Annotated in this window: 17 protein-coding genes; 14 read left to right on the top strand and 3 right to left on the bottom strand. The window is 49.6% G+C overall.

Annotated features, from left to right (window positions below):
- Positions 1-115: 115 nt before the first annotated feature.
- From asnS to IC230_RS14460, 8 genes are all read left to right on the top strand, one after another.
- Complete coding sequence (gene asnS, locus IC230_RS14495) at positions 116-1555, top strand: asparagine--tRNA ligase (protein ID WP_191039738.1); 1440 nt, start codon at positions 116-118, stop codon at positions 1553-1555.
- A 95-nt stretch (positions 1556-1650) separates the two neighbouring features.
- Complete coding sequence (locus tag IC230_RS14490; protein ID WP_191039737.1) at positions 1651-2733, top strand: complex I subunit 1/NuoH family protein; 1083 nt, start codon at positions 1651-1653, stop codon at positions 2731-2733.
- Positions 2734-2892: 159 nt separating this feature from the next.
- A complete protein-coding gene (locus tag IC230_RS14485) occupies positions 2893-3585 on the top strand; it encodes a hypothetical protein (RefSeq protein ID WP_191039736.1) in 693 nt (230 codons plus the stop codon).
- 42 nt (positions 3586-3627) lie between these two features.
- Entirely contained in the window at positions 3628-4449 is an 822-nt protein-coding gene (locus tag IC230_RS14480) for an ion transporter (protein WP_191039735.1), read from the top strand.
- A gap of 132 nt (positions 4450-4581) precedes the next feature.
- Positions 4582-5295, top strand: coding sequence for a phosphatase PAP2-related protein (locus IC230_RS14475; RefSeq protein ID WP_191039734.1), 714 nt, complete (start codon positions 4582-4584; stop codon positions 5293-5295).
- Between the two features lie 519 nt (positions 5296-5814).
- Positions 5815-6630, top strand: coding sequence for a phytanoyl-CoA dioxygenase family protein (locus IC230_RS14470; RefSeq protein ID WP_191039733.1), 816 nt, complete (start codon positions 5815-5817; stop codon positions 6628-6630).
- Between the two features lie 91 nt (positions 6631-6721).
- On the top strand, positions 6722-7495 hold the full coding sequence (locus IC230_RS14465; RefSeq protein WP_191039732.1) for an SDR family NAD(P)-dependent oxidoreductase: 774 nt from the start codon (positions 6722-6724) through the stop codon (positions 7493-7495).
- Between the two features lie 192 nt (positions 7496-7687).
- On the top strand, positions 7688-9163 hold the full coding sequence (locus IC230_RS14460) for a DEAD/DEAH box helicase (RefSeq protein ID WP_191039731.1): 1476 nt from the start codon (positions 7688-7690) through the stop codon (positions 9161-9163).
- Positions 9164-9269: 106 nt separating this feature from the next.
- On the opposite strand, the gene IC230_RS14455 is transcribed toward IC230_RS14460, so the two are convergent.
- Positions 9270-9521, bottom strand: coding sequence for a helix-turn-helix domain-containing protein (locus IC230_RS14455; protein ID WP_191039730.1), 252 nt, complete (start codon positions 9519-9521; stop codon positions 9270-9272).
- Positions 9522-10010, bottom strand: coding sequence for a hypothetical protein (locus tag IC230_RS14450; protein WP_191039729.1), 489 nt, complete (start codon positions 10008-10010; stop codon positions 9522-9524).
- Between the two features lie 197 nt (positions 10011-10207).
- On the opposite strand from IC230_RS14450, the gene IC230_RS14445 reads away from it, so the two are divergent.
- The 3 genes from IC230_RS14445 to IC230_RS14435 are packed head-to-tail and all read left to right on the top strand — an operon-like array spanning position 10208 to position 14336.
- Positions 10208-12367, top strand: a complete 2160-nt coding sequence (locus tag IC230_RS14445; protein ID WP_191039728.1) for an outer membrane protein assembly factor BamB family protein — start codon at positions 10208-10210, stop codon at positions 12365-12367.
- 2 nt (positions 12368-12369) lie between these two features.
- Positions 12370-13509 carry a DUF3179 domain-containing (seleno)protein gene (locus IC230_RS14440; protein WP_191039727.1) on the top strand — a complete coding sequence of 380 codons (1140 nt, stop codon included), beginning with the start codon at positions 12370-12372 and terminating at the stop codon, positions 13507-13509.
- Between the two features lie 56 nt (positions 13510-13565).
- A complete protein-coding gene (locus IC230_RS14435; protein WP_191039726.1) occupies positions 13566-14336 on the top strand; it encodes a DUF2490 domain-containing protein in 771 nt (256 codons plus the stop codon).
- A gap of 27 nt (positions 14337-14363) precedes the next feature.
- On the opposite strand, the gene IC230_RS14430 is transcribed toward IC230_RS14435, so the two are convergent.
- Positions 14364-15392 carry a LacI family DNA-binding transcriptional regulator gene (locus IC230_RS14430; RefSeq protein ID WP_191039725.1) on the bottom strand — a complete coding sequence of 343 codons (1029 nt, stop codon included), beginning with the start codon at positions 15390-15392 and terminating at the stop codon, positions 14364-14366.
- Positions 15393-15858: 466 nt separating this feature from the next.
- Between IC230_RS14430 and IC230_RS14425 the strand changes: the two genes are divergently transcribed.
- From IC230_RS14425 to IC230_RS14415, 3 genes are all read left to right on the top strand, one after another.
- Positions 15859-16623 carry an SDR family NAD(P)-dependent oxidoreductase gene (locus IC230_RS14425; protein WP_191039768.1) on the top strand — a complete coding sequence of 255 codons (765 nt, stop codon included), beginning with the start codon at positions 15859-15861 and terminating at the stop codon, positions 16621-16623.
- Positions 16624-16819: 196 nt separating this feature from the next.
- Entirely contained in the window at positions 16820-20077 is a 3258-nt protein-coding gene (locus tag IC230_RS14420) for a DUF1553 domain-containing protein (RefSeq protein ID WP_223860642.1), read from the top strand.
- Positions 20078-20098: 21 nt separating this feature from the next.
- Entirely contained in the window at positions 20099-21547 is a 1449-nt protein-coding gene (locus IC230_RS14415; RefSeq protein ID WP_191039724.1) for a DUF1501 domain-containing protein, read from the top strand.
- The last annotated feature ends 3 nt before the right edge of the window (positions 21548-21550 follow it).

The following is a 21550-nucleotide window of genomic DNA, read 5'->3' as shown; positions in this document are numbered from 1 at the left end:
AAGGTCAATTGGCAAGTAACGCGCCTTATGTGTTTATCCGATTAAAATCTGTGGACGATTCGGACGACAATCCGTACTTTTGCGGCCACTATCATCTTTTGGTCGTCGTTTTAGTATGAGTTATTTTCCCATTCAGCAATTATTAAAAGCTGCGCCCGTTGGCACAACAATAACCGTCAAAGGTTGGGTTCGGACCAAGCGCGAAAGTAAAAACGCCGTTTTTATTGCCCTTAACGATGGGTCAACAATTAATAATATCCAGGCCGTAGCGGAAACTGGTCAACTCGATGAGGATACACTGAAACTCATTACGACCGGTGCCTGCTTGGCCATTACGGGACAATTGGTTGAGTCGCAGGGGGCGGGGCAGGCTGTCGAGATCAAGATTACCAACGTAACGATTTACGGTACCGCCGATCCCGACAAATATCCGCTGCAACCAAAGCGTCACTCGCTGGAGTTTCTGCGCGAGATTGCTCACCTGCGTCCACGTACCAATACGTTCAGTGCGATACTACGGATTCGTCACGCGCTAGCGTTTGCCGTCCATAAGTACTTCAACGACAACGGATTCTATTACCTCAACACGCCTATCATCACCGCTTCCGACGCTGAAGGAGCCGGTGAAATGTTCCGGGTGACAACGCTGGATGCGATCAAACCTCCGCTCAATGAGGAAGGTAAAGTCGATTATAGCCAGGACTTCTTTGGTCGCGAGACCAACCTGACTGTATCGGGCCAACTGGAGGGTGAATTGGGCGCCATGGCCTTGGGAAAAATCTATACGTTCGGTCCAACGTTCCGCGCCGAAAACTCCAACACCACCCGTCACCTGGCCGAGTTCTGGATGATCGAGCCGGAAATGGCGTTTTATGAGCTGGAAGATAATATGAATCTGGCGGAAGATTTCGTCAAAAACGTAATCCGATACGCCCTGCAGCATTGCGCCGATGATCTGGCGTTCCTCGATAATCGCCTGAAGGAGGAAGAAAAAACCAAAAAGAAGGAAGAGCAAAGCGAACTAAGTCTGCTCGAAAAACTTCATTTCGTTATCAGCAACGAATTCGTACGGTTGACGTATACAGAAGCTATCGATATTCTGGTCGACTCGAAACCGGCAAAAAAAGGCCAGTTTCAGTATGAAGTGAAATGGGGCGTCGATCTACAGTCAGAGCATGAGCGGTATCTGGTCGAAAAGCATTTCAAGAAACCGGTCATTCTGACCAACTATCCCCGCGAGATCAAAGCGTTCTACATGAAGCAGGACCCTGATGGAAAGACGGTTCGCGCCATGGACGTATTATTCCCTGGCATCGGTGAGATCATCGGTGGTTCGCAACGTGAAGACGACCTGGACAAACTGGTTGCCCGGATGCAGGAAGTGGGTATTGAGCCCGAAGCGCTCTGGTGGTATCTGGATACGCGTCGGTTTGGGTCGGCTCCGCACGCTGGTTTTGGCCTCGGCTTCGAGCGACTGGTTCTGTTCGTAACGGGCATGGGCAACATTCGCGATGTCATCCCATTCCCAAGAGCACCAAAAACAGCAGAGTTTTAATTTTTAGTGAAGAATGAAGAATGTAGAGTGAAGAATACAAATTTCTTGACAAGCATTTATTCTTCATTCTTCACTCTACATTCTTCACTTCTGTTATGCTTGCACTTCCTATTTTCCTGGCTATGGCTTCCGGCTTTGTGGTCGTTGGCGTTTACACCGAACGTAAGGTCTCCGCCTTTATGCAGGACCGGCTTGGGCCAATGGAAACGGGGAAGTGGGGCCTGTTACAGCTTTTTGCTGATCTTCTGAAGCTTCTTCAGAAAGAAGACATCGTGCCAACCGCGGCCGACCGACGACTGTTTCTACTGGCTCCTGCAATCATTTTCGCATCGGTTTTCGCGGGCTTTGCCGTGCTGCCCCTCACGCCAGACCTTCAGGGGTCAAATGCAGCTGTTGGCGTATTTTATCTCATGGCGATCGTGTCGTTCGACGTAGTAGGCATCCTGATGGCAGGCTGGGGTTCGAACAACAAATATTCTCTGTTCGGCGCGATGCGATCCGTAGCGCAAATTATCTCCTACGAAATTCCGCTGGGTCTGACCATTTTGTGTGTCGTTATGATTTGTCAGACGCTCAACTTACAGGCGCTCAGCTTTCAGCAGGGCATCTACACCCACGAGACAAACTATCTGTTTGGCCTGAAAGCGTTAGGGGTCGACGTAACGGGCTGGGGCGGAATTTTCACCTGGAACATCCTGCGGAATCCGTTTCTGCTGATTGCCTACGTAATCTTTTTTATCTGTACGCTGGCCGAGAGCAATCGCGCTCCCTTCGATTTGCCCGAAGGCGAATCGGAGATTGTGGGCGGTTTTCATACGGAGTATTCAGGTATGCGGTTTGCGCTGCTTTACCTGTCCGAATACGCCATGATGCTGCTCGTGTCATTTTTAGGTGCTGTTTTGTTTTTGGGAAGCTGGAATACCCCCCTGCCGAATATCGGCCCCGTCCGGCTAGCCGACTGGACTAGTGGCGCTCCTGGTACGTTCTGGGGGCAACTAACCGGTGGATTCTGGCTATTATCGAAAGTTTTCCTCGCCGTGCTCGTTCAGATGTGGGTACGCTGGACATTCCCCCGCATTCGTGTCGATCAGATGATGCATCTATGCTGGAAAGTGCTAACCCCGGCCGCCCTTGTTCTCCTCCTGATCTCAGGAATCTGGCGGCTGTTGATGGTTTAAGTTATGGAAAAATATGTTAGCCTACCTCTTATTGAAAAGGCTTAATTCAGTATGTTCCGACGTATACTTCTCATTCTATGGTTTATCTTTAGAATAAGTTCATCATTTGCAACGGGCCAGACACCCGATTATTTGGTCGTAAACGCAGATACGTTTCTATTGTTTTCTAATCCACTCGAAACGCTCCCCGATAAGGCTAAATTTGCCAGAGATTTTTTAAACAATTGGGATACAAGTTGCTGGCGTGGATATATAGCTTACTGGCAACTGACTGACAATAAATTATACCTAACGAACATTGTTTCGTGCTCTTTTGCCAACAGACATGCAGTTCCGTTAGCAACTTTGTTTGGCGATCAGTTTAACAAAGGATGGGTACTGGCAGACTGGTTCTCGGGTGACCTTATTAGCCCAAGAGGTAAGTTGCTTCGGTACTATCATGACGCTTATAAGTCAATTTATGCGTATGAAATGGTTTATCAGTTTAATCAGGGTACTCTGAGTTCAAAAACCGTATTTGATAATCGTAAAACAAAGATTTCTACGTACGAGGTAGATAATGGGAAATTGAAGCATTTCGTTTACAGCCGTATTGCCTGGAATAAATTACCTACTCTACCTACCGACTTAGTAATAAAAGTTTTCGTGCGCATTATTAGTCATCCGGAAGGAGGCAAGCCTGCTATTAAGCTAATTAAAGGGGCAGGTTCAGTTTGGGATACCGAAGCGGTACGAGTAATGCGTTTACTACCGGAGTGGAGTGTTGATTATATAAGCGGAAAATTTCGACCAACCGCGTATCATTTCCCCATTTTATTTTCAGAAGCAAATAAAAAACGTTACGTTAAATAACCCTACGTTACATTTATCCGGCCACTGTTTAAAAAATATGTAATGAACTCTCAATGGCAACGCTTCCGGAACCGACTCCACGAAATCGTCTTTGAATCCGATACGCTGGCCGGGCGGGCATTCGACGTTACGTTACTTTTTCTGATTGTTCTCAGCGTATTGGCTGTCATTCTGGAGAGTATACCCTCACTAACAAAGCCATACGGTCCTCTCTTCGATCGGATCGAGTGGGTGTTTACCATTCTGTTCACGCTGGAATATGTGCTGCGGATCATCAGCATTCGACAACCGTTACGTTATGTATTCAGCTTTTTCGGTCTGGTCGATCTACTGGCTATTTTACCCAGCTACCTTGGTTTGTTCCTGTTCGGTGCGCATGAACTGGCCGCCGTACGGATTCTGCGTCTGCTACGTATTTTCCGCATTCTGAAGCTGGGCGAATATACCGAAGCAGCTTCCGTGCTTGCGTATTCATTGCGCGAAAGTCGGGCTAAGATTACCGTCTTTTTCGTTGCCATTTTTACATTAGTCATTACCCTCGGCGCCATGATGTACGTAGTAGAAGGACATGCCAACGGATTTCAGAGCATTCCCCTCAGCATCTACTGGGCTGTCATTACGATCACAACCGTTGGCTATGGCGATATCGTACCCAGTACGCCTATGGGGAAGTTTATCGCTACGATCATCATGCTGTTGGGCTACGTTATCATTGCCGTTCCGACGGGCATTGTCGCGGTTAGTTTAACCAACGCCAACGCCGGGAGAAAACAAGAGATATCGACCCAGGCATGCCCCAATTGCAGTCGCCAGGGACACGATCCCGACGCTGTTCATTGCAAATACTGTGGCGCCAAATTATAACTGTTCGATCGGAAGACAGCCAGGGCCACTTTCAGAAAAGCGAAGGCGTCCGTTGCAACAGGACTCTCTTTGCAATGGTTAATGCAGTATACCGCTTCTGTTCGTAAATTTGCGGTCTTTTCTATTTCCCTTATGTCCATTCTTACTCCCAGTCCAATCAACGATCTGGCCTGGAACACTGCCTGGAGTTCTCCGTTATTCCGCCGAAAACTAGGCGTTGGCCTGGTTGGTATTCTGGCCATTCTGGTTACGTTCCCTTATTTCTTCCAAACAATCGAGAAACACACGGGCCCCGTCCTAAATGATTGGGTATTAGATCGATTGCCTCCCCAGGATGTTTCGCTGATCATATTTATAACGATCTGGGCATCAGGTCTCCTTCTGCTCATTCGTGTTCGGCGTAGTCCAACGATCTTTATGACATTTATCTATTCCTACATTATTATTACCCTTTCGCGGATGCTATCCATCAATTTAGTACCGCTTAATCCGCCCGTCGGATTGCTCCCACTGGTCGATCCGCTGACGAACGCTTTCTATGGGAAAACGTACATTACAAAAGATCTTTTCTACTCTGGTCACACATCCACTATCTTTCTGATATTTATGTGCCTTCGCCGTCGGTGGGATCGTTTCTTTACGTTCATTGGGACATTGATTGTGGGCGCAGGCTTATTGCTTCAGCACGTTCATTATACCATTGACGTAGTTGGGGCATTCGTATTCACCTACCCGCTTTATCGGCTTGGAAAATGGCTGGCATTGAGTGGCTGGAACAGCGTAGTTCATCCTGTCGACTCAACGGCTCTGCCCAAATCCGATCAGCAGGATTTGTCGAAAAAGTAGTATAGTTCAGTTGATCACTCAGGATTCACTGTTCATTCAGGAAAGCAGTCATTCCGGCCAAATCCACATTAAATTGCCCTTAAGTGAGTATAAATTTGTCTGTTAGTTATTAACGATATAGGTAACGCAGCTTGCGCCATTAATCAGACCAACAGGCGGGGCCGCGGTTCTATCAGTAATTATAAATGGTAAAATCAGGAGGTTACCTCAATCAAAACTGAGTTTATTATCAGCTTCTTAGACGATATCGCATGCTAAGGCTGACTGGAAAAAATGCTAAAAGAACCCAACAAATCCATTGATTAACAGGACAATTAACCGTTGATCAAATAAATCGACCACCACACCTGGAATAGTCGTTAATTAAAGTCGCATTAATTAAATCAATTAAAAGTAATCCTAAAATTGTAAATTTCGTAGATTTGGGCCCTAAAGGAACCATTATGGTTGCACCCGTCTAATGCGACGCAACCAACGGTTGGCACTGAACCCGGAACGTCCGAACTGTAAACCACCGATATGAGCAAAATCGATTTACCGCCCTTTAGTTTGGGCGAAACCATTACCCAGGAACAACGTCAGTTTTTCAACAAACATGGCGTTATCGTTTTCCGTAATTTTATTCATCCTGAAACGGTCAAATTATTCATCAGTGAGACCGAACGTATTGAGAAAGAATGGCTTGATGAAGGCCGGGATAAAGTGAACGGTATTCCACTCAAGTTTGGTCAGGATGAGGCCGGGAATTCCATGATTCAACGGATGTGCTTCCTGTCGCAATACAGCAAAGCGCTTCACGAATTTTTACAGGACCCCCGTTTGCAGGCCGTTGTTGACCTGTTACAGCCGTATGAAGGCCGGATTGCCGAAGTTGAGAAAGACGGTCTTATTTTAAACCACTACGTTCGGACGCCCAACAGTAAATTTTCTCAGATGGGCTGGCATACGGATAGCCCGCGCGACATTTTCCTCGGTCAGCGTATCATGCCGATGCTTAACGTCGGTATTCACCTGAATGCAACGCCCTATGAAAACGGTGGTTTGCGCGTAATTCCAGGTACGCACAAGCAGGGTATTCTCAAAATGCTCTTCCGTAAGAAATATTTCGTTGACAACGAGCCCGACAAAAAAGAAATCGGCTTTGACATCAACGCGGGCGATTTATCAGTACACGACGGTCGTCTCTGGCACCGGGCGCAGCAGTCTCCTCATGTTGGCGAAGCCAGCCGTCGGCGTGTGATGTATGTACCGGTCGTAACGGGTAAATACATGCCGAAGGACGAAAACAGTAAGACTCCGTTCTACCATCGGTTTATTTCGAAAGTAAACATTTAATCGAGGACAAAAGGGAGGAAGGAGAAAGGAGAGGGTTGCTGAAGCTTCCTCTCCTTTCTCCTTCCTCCCTTTTGTCTTTTCTCCTTCATGTATGGCCTACGCGCTCATCACCGGTGCCAGTAAAGGCATTGGTCTGGAAATTGCCAGGGAACTGGCCCGCAGAAAGTTTGACCTGCTGCTGGTTGCACGATCAGCAGCTTTGTTGAAGCAGGTTGCTCAACAAGTAGCCACTGAACATGGCGTTAAGACGGATACGTTCGCCATTGATCTGGCAGAAGCGGGAGCCGCGCAACAGGTTTTCGACTGGTGCAGTCAGAAAAAATATGCTGTTCAGGCGTTGATAAACAACGCAGGCTACGGTCTGAGTGGTCCATTCGAAAAGCATTCACTGGCCGAGCATACCAACATGATGAGTGTGAACATGACAGCACTGGTTGAGTTAACGTATCTGTTTCTACCCCAGCTTCGCCAACAGTCCAAAGCTTATATCCTGAATATTGGCAGTTCAGCTGCGTACCAGGCCGTACCGGGCTTGAGCCTTTACTCAGCCTCCAAAGTGTTCGTGCTTCAGTTCAGCCGGGGCTTGCATCAGGAATTAAGAAAGTCATCGGTATCGGTCACCTGTGTTTGTCCGGGTTCGACAGATACGGGCTTTGCAGATCGGGCGCAGATCGGCGAGAAAGGTCGTAAAGCCGCCGAGAAAGTGAATATGACCCCTAAAGACGTAGCACAGCAAGCCGTTGACGCCATGCTTGCTGGTAAAATCGAAGTGGTAACGGGTCTGCTCAATAAAGCCGGAAAACTCATGGCCTGGTTGCTTCCCAAAGGACTGGTCGAACAAACAGCAGGGAGTATATACGACTAAGTACTTGTTTTCCATATTTCCAGACGGATGTGATAGCTGAAGCAAGTTGTTACGTCCGTTTTTTTGTACTCCACCTATAAATGGCACTTTATTTATCCAGTTGGAGTTGTACTCATATAACTTTACAAAGACGTTGGATGCGAACCTTAAACCAAAGCTTTCTTTCCTTGCCTGCCGACGTCCAACCAACACATGCAATTTTCCGATTTAGATTTAATTGACCCTATCCTGAAGGCACTCGCCGAAGAAGGATACACCACCCCAACCCCCATTCAGCAACAAGCGATACCGATTCTGTTAAACCGCCGTGACTTATTAGGCTGTGCTCAGACCGGTACGGGTAAAACAGCAGCCTTTGCGATTCCGATTCTACAATTACAGGACGAAGAGCGGAACAAAAATCCGAAAGCGCCCCGGCGAATTAAAACGCTGGTACTGACACCAACACGCGAACTGGCTATCCAGATCAATGAAAGTTTTGCCGCTTATGGCCGTCATCTGAATTTCCGGCATACGGTTATTTTTGGGGGTGTTTCCCAGCATGCCCAGGTCAACACATTGAAGGCAGGGATTGATATTCTGATTGCCACGCCCGGCCGTTTGCTTGATCTGATGAACCAGGGATTTGTGTCCCTGCGTGACGTACAGTTTTTTGTACTTGACGAAGCCGACCGGATGCTCGACATGGGCTTCATTCATGACGTAAAGCGCGTTATTGCGAAGCTGCCCGAGCGTCGGCAATCGTTATTTTTCTCGGCAACCATGCCGCCCGACGTAGCTAAACTCGCCGATACGATTCTGCGTAACCCGGCTAAAGTGGAAGTGACGCCAGTTTCGTCGACCGCCGATACAATTCAGCAGGCCATGTACTTTGTTAGTAAAGACGACAAGCGTAAACTGCTGGTTCATGTCCTGAACGATACAAAGATCCGGTCAGCCCTGGTTTTTGCCCGCACGAAACACGGGGCCGATAAGGTTGTTAAAGATCTGTTGAGAGCCGGAATTGGTGCGGAAGCCATTCATGGAAATAAATCGCAGAACGCCCGCCAACGTGCTCTTTCGAATTTTAAAAGTCGCGAAACACGGGTGCTGGTCGCTACCGACATTGCCGCGCGGGGCATCGACGTAGATGAGCTTTCGCACGTGATCAATTACGAACTGCCGAACATCCCGGAAACCTACGTTCACCGGATTGGTCGAACCGGACGGGCTGGTAATGACGGGATAGCGCTTTCCTTCTGCGACGCCGAAGAAACCACTTACCTGAGAGATATTCATAAGTTGATTGGCAAGAACGTTCCCGTCGTAACGGACCATCCGTATGTGCTCGATGTTAAAACGGCTTCGGTTTCGCCCGCTGCGCCTGCGCAACGACAGGGACGTAACGGTAATCGCAATGGCGGCCAACGGCAGCAATCGGGTAACGACCGGAGAAATAGTACGTCGCAACCCGGCAATGCGAATCGCACGAACGAACGCCGAGCCAGTAACGAACCGGCCCGACGTGACGACACCCGGAATCAGGTACGTACCGACGAACGTAACGTCCAGCGGAATCAACCTGCTGACAATAAGCGTCAGTCACCCAATGCCAATCGGGAACAAACCCCCGGTCGAGGTACGGGCAACAGCCGGTATTTAGATTTAGGATCTGACAAAAACTATTAAGTAAAAAGTCCCGGATATGATCCGGGACTTTTTACTTTCTACAAGTTTATCTTTCGGAAATCGCCTTCATATTTCTCTTTTTCGACCAGAAACAAACTCCTGATAATTAATCAACGGGCACCGCTTCATTGGTATATTCCACAAGCTCGGATTCTTCATCGCTATATTCTAAAATATCGCCCGGCTGACACTGCAGGGCTTTACAAACAGCTGCTAACGTATCAAAGCGCACCCCGCGTGCTTTCCCGGTTTTTAGAATCGATAGATTAGCGTTCGTTACGCCAACCCGAGAGGCCAGTTCATTCAGCGACATTTTTCGCCTGGCCATCATCACATCCAGATTAACAATAATCTTCATTCAGATAAACGATTCATTTTCCTGTTTAACCAAGAGCGCTTTTTGTGTAAAAAACACAAACAACATGATGGAAAGTATCAATACGTACACCAGCAGGGATTGATCAAAAACATTTTCAGCCAGATAAAAGAGCAGTCGTTCGCGAGCGTCGGAAAGGCTTATCGCCTTGTGATAATACTTCCAGGTATCCATGCCTGCATTCGCCATTGAATTTGCCAAGGCAACGCACAGGCTTAGTAAGCCAAACAGTTTCAGTTGCCTAATGCTGCTCTGCGTAAAATACCCCTGTCTTTTGAAGATATTCATGATACGTAACAACACGATACCCATCAGGCCAATACCGACATAGGTAGCAATCTTACACAGCCACATCCATCGAAGAACGCCCGTGTAATCCTGAATAACCGAAAGGCCTCTATACGTGAAAAGCAATAATTCAGTTCCAATCAATATGGCAACTGCCCAAAAGACGATGGTAATTGTTTTCATAAGATATAAGAAAGGTTTTATCATTTGACGTGTAAAACTAGTCATTAATTAATTTAAACAATATATTTTTATCGTTTTATTTAATTTTTATTAACAATCTTCCTAAGACCATTCCTATTCAGATTAGCTACTTAATCGACTACATCAAAGCCACGATTAAAATTTTCGTGTAGATTTGTCAGACTACCCTGAACCGTATGAAACGATTTATTTTGCCAGTTGCCGCGCTGGCTGCTTTGGCTATTGGCTGGTCGCAGCTAAACCAGAATCTGACGGACGATAAACCCAACGATTTCACCAATTGGAGCGAATACCTTGGCGGTCCTGACCGGAACCATTACTCCGCTCTGACGCAGATAAATCCTGACAACGTAAAGAATCTACAGGTGGCCTGGCGGTATTCGACACCCGACAGTGGCCAGATTCAAACCAGCCCGATTATTATTGACGGCGTTCTTTATGGCGTCATGCCTAACGTTCAGGCCTTTGCGCTCGATGCGGCTTCGGGCAAGGAAATCTGGCGGTATGGCGGCCTGAAAAAAGCGGGAGCGAACACGAGCCGGGGCGTTACGTATTGGGCGCCAAAATCGGGCGAAACGGCAAAAGACGTTCCCCGGATTCTACACGCCATCGGACCACTTCTCTACGCACTCGATGCTAAAACCGGCCAGCCCATTCCATCCTTCGGGCAGGACGGCCATATCGATCTGCACGATGGCCTGGGTGAACAGGCGAAAGATAAGTTTATTGTTTCCAATACGCCGGGTACGTTATTCGAAGACCTGATCATCATGCCCGTTCGGTTATCGGAAGAAGCCGATGCTGCACCGGGTTATGTTCGCGCGTTCAACGTTCGGACGGGGAAGCTGGTCTGGACATTCCATACCATTCCGCATCCTGGTGAATATGGCTACGAAACCTGGCCCAAGGAAGCCTACAGGAATTTCGACGTCGGTGGGGCCAATAACTGGTCGGGGATGGCTGTTGACCGGATTCGCGGTATTATCTACGTACCCACGGGTTCGCCTTCATACGATTTTTACGGGGGCAATCGGAAAGGGCAAAATCTGTTTGCCAACTGTCTGCTGGCGCTTGACGTCCGGACGGGGAAACGGTTATGGCATTATCAGGCTGTTCATCATGACCTGTGGGATCGCGATTTTCCAGCACCCCCGAACCTGATCACTGTCACTCAAAACGGCCCTGATGGTCGGCCCCGAAAGATTGACGCGGTGGCGCAGGTGACCAAAACGGGCTACGTGTTCGTATTCGATCGCGTAACGGGTAAGCCGTTATTCCCGATCAGGGAAGTTCCCATCCCAAAATCTGACATGCCCGGTGAATCGACCTGGCCCACGCAACCTGTACCCCAAAAACCAGCGCCGTTTGTTCGTCAGGGAATGACCGAAGCCGACATTAACCCGAACTCTGTTGATCGGGATTCTCTGCTTACGCTTTTCCGTAACGTTGGCAAACGACCTTATGAACCCATCACTGATAAAGGCTGGGCGCTCATGATTCCGGGTACCGATGGCGGGGCCGAATGGGGTGGAGCTGCCGCCGATCCCGATGGCATTCTGTATGTAAATGCCAATGACATTCCCTGGCTCTATAAGTTGATCGACACGCCAAAACAAGATGAACTAGCGCACCTAAGTCCCGGTCAGCGCGTGTATGCGCAGAATTGTATCAGTTGCCACGGTCCCGAACGGAAGGGAAATCCACGTAGCGGTTACCCGTCTTTAGTGAACATTGGCCAACGTCGGGATCGTCCGTACGTTATGCAGACGGTCAGCAACGGTCGGGGCATGATGCCGGGCTTCACAGCACTTTCCGCCGAAGAGAAAAATGCGCTTGTCGCTTTCCTGTTCGATGACGAGAAGCAGGAAGCACCGGGTTCGTCCGTGGCTTCGAAGGCGAAAAGACCGTATCTACCCTACAAAATAACGGGATATAATCGCTTTCAGGATAGTCAGGGTTACCCGGCCATCAAACCACCCTGGGGAACCCTCAGCGCGATCAACCTGAACACAGGCGAATACGTCTGGAAAATCCCACTCGGCGAAGAAAAAGCCTTCAAGGCCAAAGGCATTGCCAACACCGGGACGGAGAACTATGGCGGTCCGGTGGTAACGGCCAGCGGGCTGATCTTTATCGGCGGTTCACGCGACGAAAAATTCCGGGCTTTCGACAAAAAAACGGGCAAATTACTCTGGGAGACGGATCTTCCAGCGGCTGGTTTTGCTACTCCCGCGACGTATCAGATCGGAAGTAAACAATACGTTGTTATCGCTTGTGGTGGCGGAAAAATAGGCGTAAAAAAAGGAAATCAGTACGTAGCATTTGCCTTGCCGTAAACATGAAAGCACTTTTTTACATCGGTATTATAGGTCTTTTGCTCTTCGAGGTAGCGAACGTCTATTTCATTATGCCGATGCCTGGTAGTCAGCGGATGACAAGTATTGATCTGGCTTATTTTCTCTACAGTTGGCGGTGGGCTTTTCGGACGGTATTTGGCCTCCTGCTCTTCATTGGTCTGTTTAGTGCTTTCCGAGGGTCGAAGTGGCTGGCGCTGGCAGCGTTACTACTGGTAGCCATTGTTAGTTACGCTTTCAATTTTCGAATGTCGGCTGATCACATGTTTTACCAACCCGGCAATTTGCAGCTGAAACCAGCGGAGAAAAGCGTTGTTAAACCAGATCGTGAAGTGTTGGGCGTCGTGCTAAACGGTCAGGCAAAAGCGTACCCGATTCAATACATCGGCTACCATCATCAGGTGTTAGACACCATTGGTGGTCAGCCTGTTATGGTAACGTATTGTACTGTCTGCCGCACGGGGCGCGTGTTTCAGCGCATCGTCAACGGCAAACCCGAAACATTTCGACTGGTAGGCATGGATCATTTCAACGCCATGTTTGAGGATGCAACGACAGGCAGCTGGTGGCGACAGGCAAACGGAGAATCGATTGCGGGTCAACTGAAAGGTGATACGTTACCCGAAGTGTTCAGCGAGCAAATGACACTGAAAAAATGGCTGATCCTCCATCCGAACAGTCTCATCATGCAGCCGGATACAACGTATAACGAGCGTTACGTTAAAATGGCTAACTACGAACGGGGTAAAGGCGGCAGCGAACTTACCCAGACCGATAGTTTATCCTGGCGCGACAAATCGTGGGTTGTCGGTCTGACAATCGGCGATCAGACGAAAGCGTACGATTGGAATCGCCTAAAGCGCGAACGGCTCATTCACGATACCTTCGCGAGCCGCCCGATTCTGCTGGTACTGGCAGACGATAATCGAAGTTTCTTTGCCTACCAACGCCCTACGTCTACTACCCGCTTTTCACTCCAACATGATACGCTCGTGAGCAACAACCAGGCGTATGTTCTCACGGGTAAAGCGATCGGACAGGAAGCAGATCTGACGCGAATTCCGGCTCACCAGGAGTTCTGGCATAGCTGGCGAACTTTTCATCCCGGTACCGTACGCTACTGATTTTAAACTAACAAGACGCCAAACATCTTATTGGTCTGTACGTATGCAACGCCCTAATGTCAGTTCGCTTCCTGGTTTTTCTCATTTTCTTATCAACCACAGTTTTCGGTCAGCAAAACCGAATCATCGACCGGAACGCTATTGGCTGGTACGTCTACAATGGCGATCACAAGCTTAGCGAACGCTGGGCGCTTCATACAGAATACCAGTGGCGTCGGGTTGAACTGATCCGCTCCTGGCAACAATCGCTGGCTCGGCTGGGGTTGACTTACAAACTGACGGACCGGATTAAAGTAGGCGGAGGCTATACGTTTTTCACTACGTATCCCTACGGCGATTATCCAGTTGCCGATGCGGGAGTTCCAACTCTTGAACACCGTATTCACGAAGAGATTCAGCTCAGCGATAAACTCGGCATTGTGAAACTATCCCATCGCTTCCGGCTCGAACAGCGGTGGCTTGGCAACGGCAGTGAGACGAACCCACGCCAGATTGCCGGTTGGGAATACCAGCATCGGGTACGCTACCAGATTTCCGGCGAGATCCCATTGAAAGGACAAACGGTTGATGATGGCGAATTTTACCTCAATTTCTTTGATGAATTGTTCATCGGATTTGGTCAGAACGTTGAGCAGAACGTGTTTAACCAGAACCGTATTTCCGGCGGGCTGGGGTACCAGATCCGCGATTCGTTTGCGCTGGAACTGAATTACCTCAATCAAATTACGCAACACCCCGAAGTAGAACCAGTTACCGGCAAGCCCGTATTCGAATTGAATAACGGCTTCCGCCTAAACGTGCGTTACGATCTCGATTTCACAAAGTGATACGTACCATTGTACCACTGCCCGCATTTACCTGGCCTGCTTAAGCGACGACGTCCGTATGATGAGCTGCGTCTCCATAACTTTGGTTTCTTTCGGAACAGTATCGTCAACAGCCTCTAACTCCCTTAATAAAAGCCGAACGGCCTCCGTACCCATTTCCTGAATAGGCTGGCTGATGCTGCTCAGCGTGGGTGAAAAATAAGCCGAGACGGGTTCATTATTAAAACTGACAACGGCAACATCGTCGGGAATCCGGATTCCTTTTTGACTCATGGCGTACATTGCCGAAAATGCCATTCGATCGCTGATCACAACAATTCCATCGGGTGGTTGTGGCAAACTCATCATCTCCAGCGTCTGCATGATTGTGTTTTCCTGCGTATAATCACAGTGAAACACGTACTGGTCGCCAACCGAAAGATCGTATTTGGCCAAAGCGGCACGATAGCCTTCTACCCGTTGGTTGCTTAACACCAATTGTGTTGGTCCCGCCAGAAAGCCAATACGTCGACAGCCGTTTTCAATCAGGTGCTCGGTCGCTTTAAAGGAAGCAGCGTGGTTATCGACAATGACTTTCGATACGTTGATACTCTCGGCGTAGCGATCAAACAACACCAGGGGAATGTTCTTACGAACCAGCCGTTCGACGTGTTCGTAGTTGTTTGTATCGCGCGACAACGAAATAATGAATCCTTCGACCTGACTACGTAGCAGATTCTGAACGTTTGTGATCTCGCGTAAATACGATTCGTTCGTTTGACACACCAGTACACTGTAACCGGCTTGCAGGGCAGCTTCCTCAATGCTGTTAAGCATTGCTGAGTAATAATAATAACTCAAATTCGGCACAATGACGCCAATCGTTTTCGTGCGGCTTTTAGCCAGATTTTTAGCCAGCTGATTCGGCTGATAATCCAGATCTTCCGCCAACCGCATGACGGCTTTACGCGTCTCCGGGTGGATTTCCGGCAGTCCACGCAAGGCTCTGGATACCGTTGAGATTGAGATATTCAGCGACCGCGCTATGTCTTTAATCGTGACCGGTGTATTTTTCATGGACCTCTGGGTGTGGATAGCGTTAAACTATAACGCTTAAAAGTAAAAAGAGTAAACCTTACTACTTTGCTCACTAATGAGATTAAAACAACGCTTCAATCCTAGTCGTAAAGCGTTGATGCTATTACGTACATGCAAACGATACCGCAAACGTTTGCACAGAAAAAAGATAAATATCGGACCAGGAATCACGCCTATTCCTGCATTTGTCCTATAATTTAGGCCCCGTTATCCGGCAACAAAGCTTACTGGTCTAGTTACTAGAACAGGCAGATAAGTTTATGCCGGGATAACAGAAATTGAACTTTGCCAGGATGCCGTTTCTGCCGGAAACTCAACTCAGTACTAACCCGGTTGGCGTATTCCATTTGAATCTGTTACGTAAATCAAGGCGGTAACGTTGCGTACAGGCAAAGCAGTCCAGTCTATAATTTAACCACAGTAATCTAGTCAAGTATCAATGCGTATTTTCGATCAATTTAGTCTTGCCGGTAAGACCGCCCTGGTGACCGGTTGCAAACGGGGTATTGGGAAAGCGATGGCAGAGGCTTTAGCCGAAGCGGGTGCCGATGTTATAGGCGTTTCGGCCAACCTGGAACGTGAAGGCAGCGACATAGCGAAAGCCGTCGAAGCCCAGGGCCGTCAGTTTTTTGCTTACCAGGCCGATTTTGGCAAACGGGATTCGCTGTATGCATTCATTCGTCAGGTGAAGCAGGAACACCCTGTCATTGATGTTTTGGTGAATAATGCTGGTACGATCCTGCGCCAGCCAGCCGCCGAACATTCCGATGAGTATTGGGATGAAGTTATTGCCATTAACCAAACGGCGCAGTTTCTACTGACCCGGGAGATTGGCAAAGAAATGGTGGCACGGGAGAGTGGTAAAATAATCTTTACGGCTTCACTTCTTACGTTTCAGGGAGGCATCAACGTACCGGGCTACGCTGCCAGTAAAGGGGCTATTGGTAGTTTGGTGAAAGCGTTTGCCAACGAGTGGGCAGGCCAGGGGGTTAATGTCAATGCCATTGCACCGGGTTATATTTCCACCGACAATACCGAAGCATTACGGGGCGATCCAGTACGTAGTCAATCCATTTTAAGCCGAATTCCGGCCAATCGGTGGGGCGAACCTGACGACTTTAAAGGCCCAATTGTGTTTCTGGCTTCCGATGCTGCCCGCTACGTACATGGCACCATTTTAACCGTAGACGGCGGCTGGATGGGCCGCTAAACCGTATTGACTACTTCTTCCAGAGCAGCTTTTCTTGACTGGAAGAAGTAGTCAATAGTCGGATTTGTGCAAAACAACCTCTTATTTGTGTATTTTCAATTACTTATTTAAATCCTATTTTTGTCACTGATTAGTCAATTATCAACAGACGTATCTGCAACGTAATACGCAGTTTGTCAATTGCCAATCGGGAATTATGGAAAGAACGACACTGCTCAGGATGAGTCAATCGGGGCTGCTCTTGCTGGCAGGCTCACTTTGTTTCTGTGCAACTGTACTGATGCAAAGTTGCGGTCGTGTCGAGAAACCGGCGGCCATTGTTCAACTAGCTAATAAATTACCCGAAACGGTTGACTACAATCTGCATGTTAAGCCTATTCTGTCAGACAAATGCTTCTTCTGTCACGGTCCCGACAAAAACAGCCAGAAAGCGGGCCTGGAACTGGCCACTCGCGAAGGAGCGCTGGCAGCCCTGAAAAAGGCGAAAGATAAACACGCCATTGTGCCTGGTGATCTGGCCCACAGTGAGGTTTACCAGCGGATTATCACTGCCGATGAGCACGAGATGATGCCCCCCAAAGCCTCCAACCGGGTGCTTAGCGATTATGAGAAAGCAATCCTGATCAAGTGGATCGAGCAGGGAGCCGAATACAAACCACACTGGGCACTGATCAAACCCCAGAAGTCAGCTTTGCCAACCGTAAAGGACACGCGCTGGCCCAAAAATGAGATTGACTTTTTCACGCTGAGTAAACTGGAGGAGAAAGGCTTCAAGCCTGCCCCTGAAGCGGATAAAGAAACGCTGCTGCGTAGGGTATCCCTCGACCTAACCGGCTTGCCGCCTACTCTCGAAGAAACCGACGCTTTCCTGGCCGATCATTCGCCCAATGCGTACGAAAAAGTTGTGAATCGGTTGCTGAAATCACCGCATTATGGTGAGAAAATGGCCGTTGACTGGCTCGACCTGGCCCGTTACGCTGATACGCACGGCTATACAGTTGACCGCTACCGCCCCATGTGGCCCTGGCGCGACTGGGTCATTCAGGCATTCAATCAGAACCGTCCGTTCAGTCAGTTTCTTACCTGGCAGCTAGCGGGCGACCTTCTCCCCCGTCATACTGGTGACTCGATCAGCCGCGAACAGCGACTAGCGACGGCCTTCAACCGCAACCATTCGCAGAATATGGAAGGCGGGATTATCAACGAAGAATTTCGGGTGGAATACGTAGCCGACCGGACCAATACGTTAGGCACGGCGATGCTGGGGATGACCGTGGAATGCGCCCGCTGCCACGATCACAAGTTCGATCCCATTTCGCAGAAGGATTATTACAGCCTGTTTGCGTTTTTCAATAACGTCGATGAAGTTGGGCAAATCTCCTGGGACGACGCCATGCCCGTACCAACCATGCTGCTGTCGGAGAAAAAACAGGATAGTCTGCTGGCGTTTATCGACACCAACATCAAAACGGCTGAACGAACGCTCGATCAAACGCAACGTACTGAACAAACGGCGTTTGCTCAGTGGCAAACAACCCTTGGTACGAACGTAGCGTTCGACCCTAAAAAGGGATTACAAGCCCGATTTACGTTCGACAAGCTCGTTGATGGAACGTTTGTCAGTGAGGTATCGACAGTTGATAAAGGCACGGTAGTAGACCCTGTACTGGCATCGGGTAAGTTCGGTCAGGCGTTCCGCTCGAATGGCGATGACATTCTGAATCTGGGCAAAGTAGGCGTTTTCCATCGGGCACAGCCGTTTTCGATCGGCGTCTGGGTCAACATTCCCAAAGACCTGAACAAAGGGGTTATCCTGCATAAAGGCCAGGGGGATATTCTCTACAACTTTCGGGGGTATTTCCTGAACATTCGGGACGGCAAGGCGGAGTTGCTTATGGCCCATACCTGGCCCTACAACAGCATCGTTCGCGTGAGTCGTCAGTTCCTCCCAAAACAACAGTGGATTCACCTGACGATGACGTACGATGGGTCGAGTCAGGCGAATGGGTTAAAGCTGTACGTTGATGGCCGGGAAGTCGCGATGGTCACCGAGAAAGACAACCTGTACAAGGACATCATTTGGCCCAAAGGCAAACATCTGGGCAAAGAACAGCCTGGTTTGCAGATCGGGGCCGATATGCGCGGATCGGGTTTTAAGAACGGGCTGGTCGATGAACTCGTTGTCTATTCCCGTGAACTCACCGCTCCGGAAGTCGCTCTGCTGCCGCAATCGGCAGGCACGAGTCCGTCTAACGTAACGACTTTACCAAATACGAAATCGCTGTTTCCGTATTACCTGGCCAACGTATCGGTACCCTACCAGCAAAAGCGCAACGAACTGCTGAAACTACGTACCGAACGAAATCGCGTCGTTGAAGACATTCCGGAGATGATGGTGATGGAGGACATGAAAACGCCCCGCCCGACCTACCTGCTCAAACGGGGAGTGTACGACGCGCGCGGCACTCAGGTTCGACCCGACGTACCAGCGACCATCTTGCCGTTCTCACCCGAGTTTCCGCGCAATCGACTGGGCTTAGCGAAGTGGCTGTTGCACCCCGATAATCCATTAACGGCTCGGGTAGCCGTTAATCGCTACTGGCAAACGTACTTCGGCACGGGACTTCAGAAATCGTCCAACAATTTTGGCAACCAGGGTAGTCTCCCCACCCATCCCGAACTGCTCGACTGGCTGGCCGTTACGTTCCAGGAGTCTGGCTGGAACATGAAAGCCATGCAGAAGCGGATTGTGATGTCCGCTACGTATCGCCAGTCGTCCCGCGCCAATCGTGAATTACTTGACAAAGACCCGGAAAATGTCTGGCTGGCCCGTGGACCGATGTCGCGCTTAACAGCTGAAATGATTCGGGACAACGCCTTAGCGGCCAGCGGTTTGTTAGCGACTAAGATCGGTGGCCCGAGCGTAAAGCCCTACCAGCCTGAGGGATTGTGGTCGGTGAACAGCGCGGTGTATGAACAGGACAAGGGGGAAGGATTGTATCGTCGGAGTTTGTACACGTTCTGGCGTCGGACCAATCCGCCCCCGTCCATGAATACGTTCGATGCACCCTCCCGAAGTTATTGCGTCGTACAGCGGCAGAAAACCAGTACGCCCCTGCAAGCCCTGGTTTTGCTTAACGACCCGCAGTTTGTCGAAGCCGCGAAAGTCGTTGCTGAACGCGTTTTTGCACAACGTAATGCTTTACCGGACCAACTCATAAAAATATTCCGGTTGCTGACGAATCGAAAACCGACAGCCAAAGAACTGGCTGTCTTAAACCGGCTCTATGAACAGGAACATCGAACGTTTACCCGCAATCGAGCGAAAATGCAGGGTTGGCTCCAGGCAGGCGAACATAAATTAACAGGCGTTACGGACTTACCAGCGTTAGCAGCCGGGGCCGTTGTGGCTAGTACCGTCATGAATTCAGAAGCGTTTATAACCAGGCACTGACTAGTTCAACCCAACAACACCATGAATATGAAACTGACGCAACAACTAGCCGATACGTTTAACCGGCGATCGTTTCTGACCAAAGCGTCTGTGGGGCTGGGCTCGCTGGCATTGGGTTCCCTATTGCCGCGTAACCTCTTCTCAAATCCAGGACCCGAATCGACGTTGGTAATGCCCCATCGGGCACCGAAAGCGAAACGGATCGTGTATTTGTGTCAGAGCGGAGGCCCATCGCAACTGGAGCTGTTCGACTATAAACCGTTTCTGGAAAAGATGCACGGCAAAGACCTGCCCGATTCGGTACGGAAAGGACAACGATTAACCGGCATGAGCGCTCAGCAATCGTCGCTGCCGCTGGTGCAGTCACCTTACACGTTTGCGCAACATGGCAAGAGCGGAGCCTGGGTCAGTGAACTGATGCCGCATACGAGTCGGGTGGCAGATGAGTTGTGTTTTATCAAGTCCATGTACACCGAGCAGATCAATCACGATCCTGCCCTGACGTTTTTCCAGACCGGCAACCAACTGGCCGGACGACCCAGCATCGGTGCCTGGATCAGTTATGGTTTAGGCTCGGCCAACGAGAACCTTCCCGCCTTCATCGTGCTGGTGTCTAAAGATGCGCCGAAAGATCAGCCGCTTTACGCGCGGCTGTGGGGCAATGGGTTTCTACCGTCCAAACATCAGGGGGTTCAGTTTCGCTCCAGCGCCGATCCCGTTCTATACCTGAACAATCCAAAAGGCTATGCTACGTCGGACCGACGCTACATGCTCGACGCGCTGAACGATCTCAACCAGGTGCAGGAGGAAATCTACGGCGACCCGGACGTAGCGAACCACATCGCCCAGTACGAAATGGCGTTTCGAATGCAAACCTCCGTACCGGAAGTAAACGACCTGTCCGACGAGCCAGATTGGGTATTTGACCTTTACGGGCCTGAAGCACGTAACCCCGGTACGTTTGCCGCCAATTGTTTGATGGCCCGTCGACTGCTCGAACGCGACGTAAAATTCGTGCAACTCTACCACCAGGGCTGGGATCAGCATGGCGACCTACCGAAAGGACTTTCCCGCCAGTGCAAAGCCACCGACCAGCCTTCGGCAGCCCTCGTACAGGATCTCAAGCAGCGGGGTTTGTTGGACGATACGATCGTGATCTGGGGTGGCGAATTTGGCCGAACCAACTATTCGCAGGGAAAACTAACGAAAGACAATTACGGTCGGGACCATCATCCGCGCTGTTTCACGATCTGGATGGCGGGCGGAGGTATCAAGCCCGGTATTACGTATGGCGAGACCGATGAGTTTGGCTATAACATCGCCCACAATCCTGTCCATGTGCATGATTTCCAGGCGACGCTGCTCCACCTGATGGGCATCAATCACGAACAACTCACGTATGAATTTCAGGGCCGGCGCTTTCGCCTGACGGACGTTGAAGGAAAACTCGTCAAGGGGATTCTGGCCTGAGAT

The sequence above is a fragment of the Spirosoma validum genome (assembly GCF_014699035.1).
Lineage (GTDB): Bacteria > Bacteroidota > Bacteroidia > Cytophagales > Spirosomataceae > Spirosoma > Spirosoma validum.
Note: the sequence above shows the minus strand (reverse complement) of the source record. Positions and strands in the feature narration are given on the sequence as shown.

Coding starts and splice junctions, on each gene's coding strand:
- asnS (WP_191039738.1), top strand. CDS start 116: ATGAGTTATTTTCCCATTCAGCAATTATTAAAAGCTGCGCCCGTTGGC.
- IC230_RS14490 (WP_191039737.1), top strand. CDS start 1,651: ATGCTTGCACTTCCTATTTTCCTGGCTATGGCTTCCGGCTTTGTGGTC.
- IC230_RS14480 (WP_191039735.1), top strand. CDS start 3,628: ATGAACTCTCAATGGCAACGCTTCCGGAACCGACTCCACGAAATCGTC.
- IC230_RS14475 (WP_191039734.1), top strand. CDS start 4,582: ATGTCCATTCTTACTCCCAGTCCAATCAACGATCTGGCCTGGAACACT.
- IC230_RS14470 (WP_191039733.1), top strand. CDS start 5,815: ATGAGCAAAATCGATTTACCGCCCTTTAGTTTGGGCGAAACCATTACC.
- IC230_RS14465 (WP_191039732.1), top strand. CDS start 6,722: ATGGCCTACGCGCTCATCACCGGTGCCAGTAAAGGCATTGGTCTGGAA.
- IC230_RS14460 (WP_191039731.1), top strand. CDS start 7,688: ATGCAATTTTCCGATTTAGATTTAATTGACCCTATCCTGAAGGCACTC.
- IC230_RS14455 (WP_191039730.1), bottom strand. CDS start 9,521: ATGAAGATTATTGTTAATCTGGATGTGATGATGGCCAGGCGAAAAATG.
- IC230_RS14450 (WP_191039729.1), bottom strand. CDS start 10,010: ATGAAAACAATTACCATCGTCTTTTGGGCAGTTGCCATATTGATTGGA.
- IC230_RS14445 (WP_191039728.1), top strand. CDS start 10,208: ATGAAACGATTTATTTTGCCAGTTGCCGCGCTGGCTGCTTTGGCTATT.
- IC230_RS14440 (WP_191039727.1), top strand. CDS start 12,370: ATGAAAGCACTTTTTTACATCGGTATTATAGGTCTTTTGCTCTTCGAG.
- IC230_RS14435 (WP_191039726.1), top strand. CDS start 13,566: ATGTCAGTTCGCTTCCTGGTTTTTCTCATTTTCTTATCAACCACAGTT.
- IC230_RS14430 (WP_191039725.1), bottom strand. CDS start 15,392: ATGAAAAATACACCGGTCACGATTAAAGACATAGCGCGGTCGCTGAAT.
- IC230_RS14420 (WP_223860642.1), top strand. CDS start 16,820: ATGGAAAGAACGACACTGCTCAGGATGAGTCAATCGGGGCTGCTCTTG.
- IC230_RS14415 (WP_191039724.1), top strand. CDS start 20,099: ATGAATATGAAACTGACGCAACAACTAGCCGATACGTTTAACCGGCGA.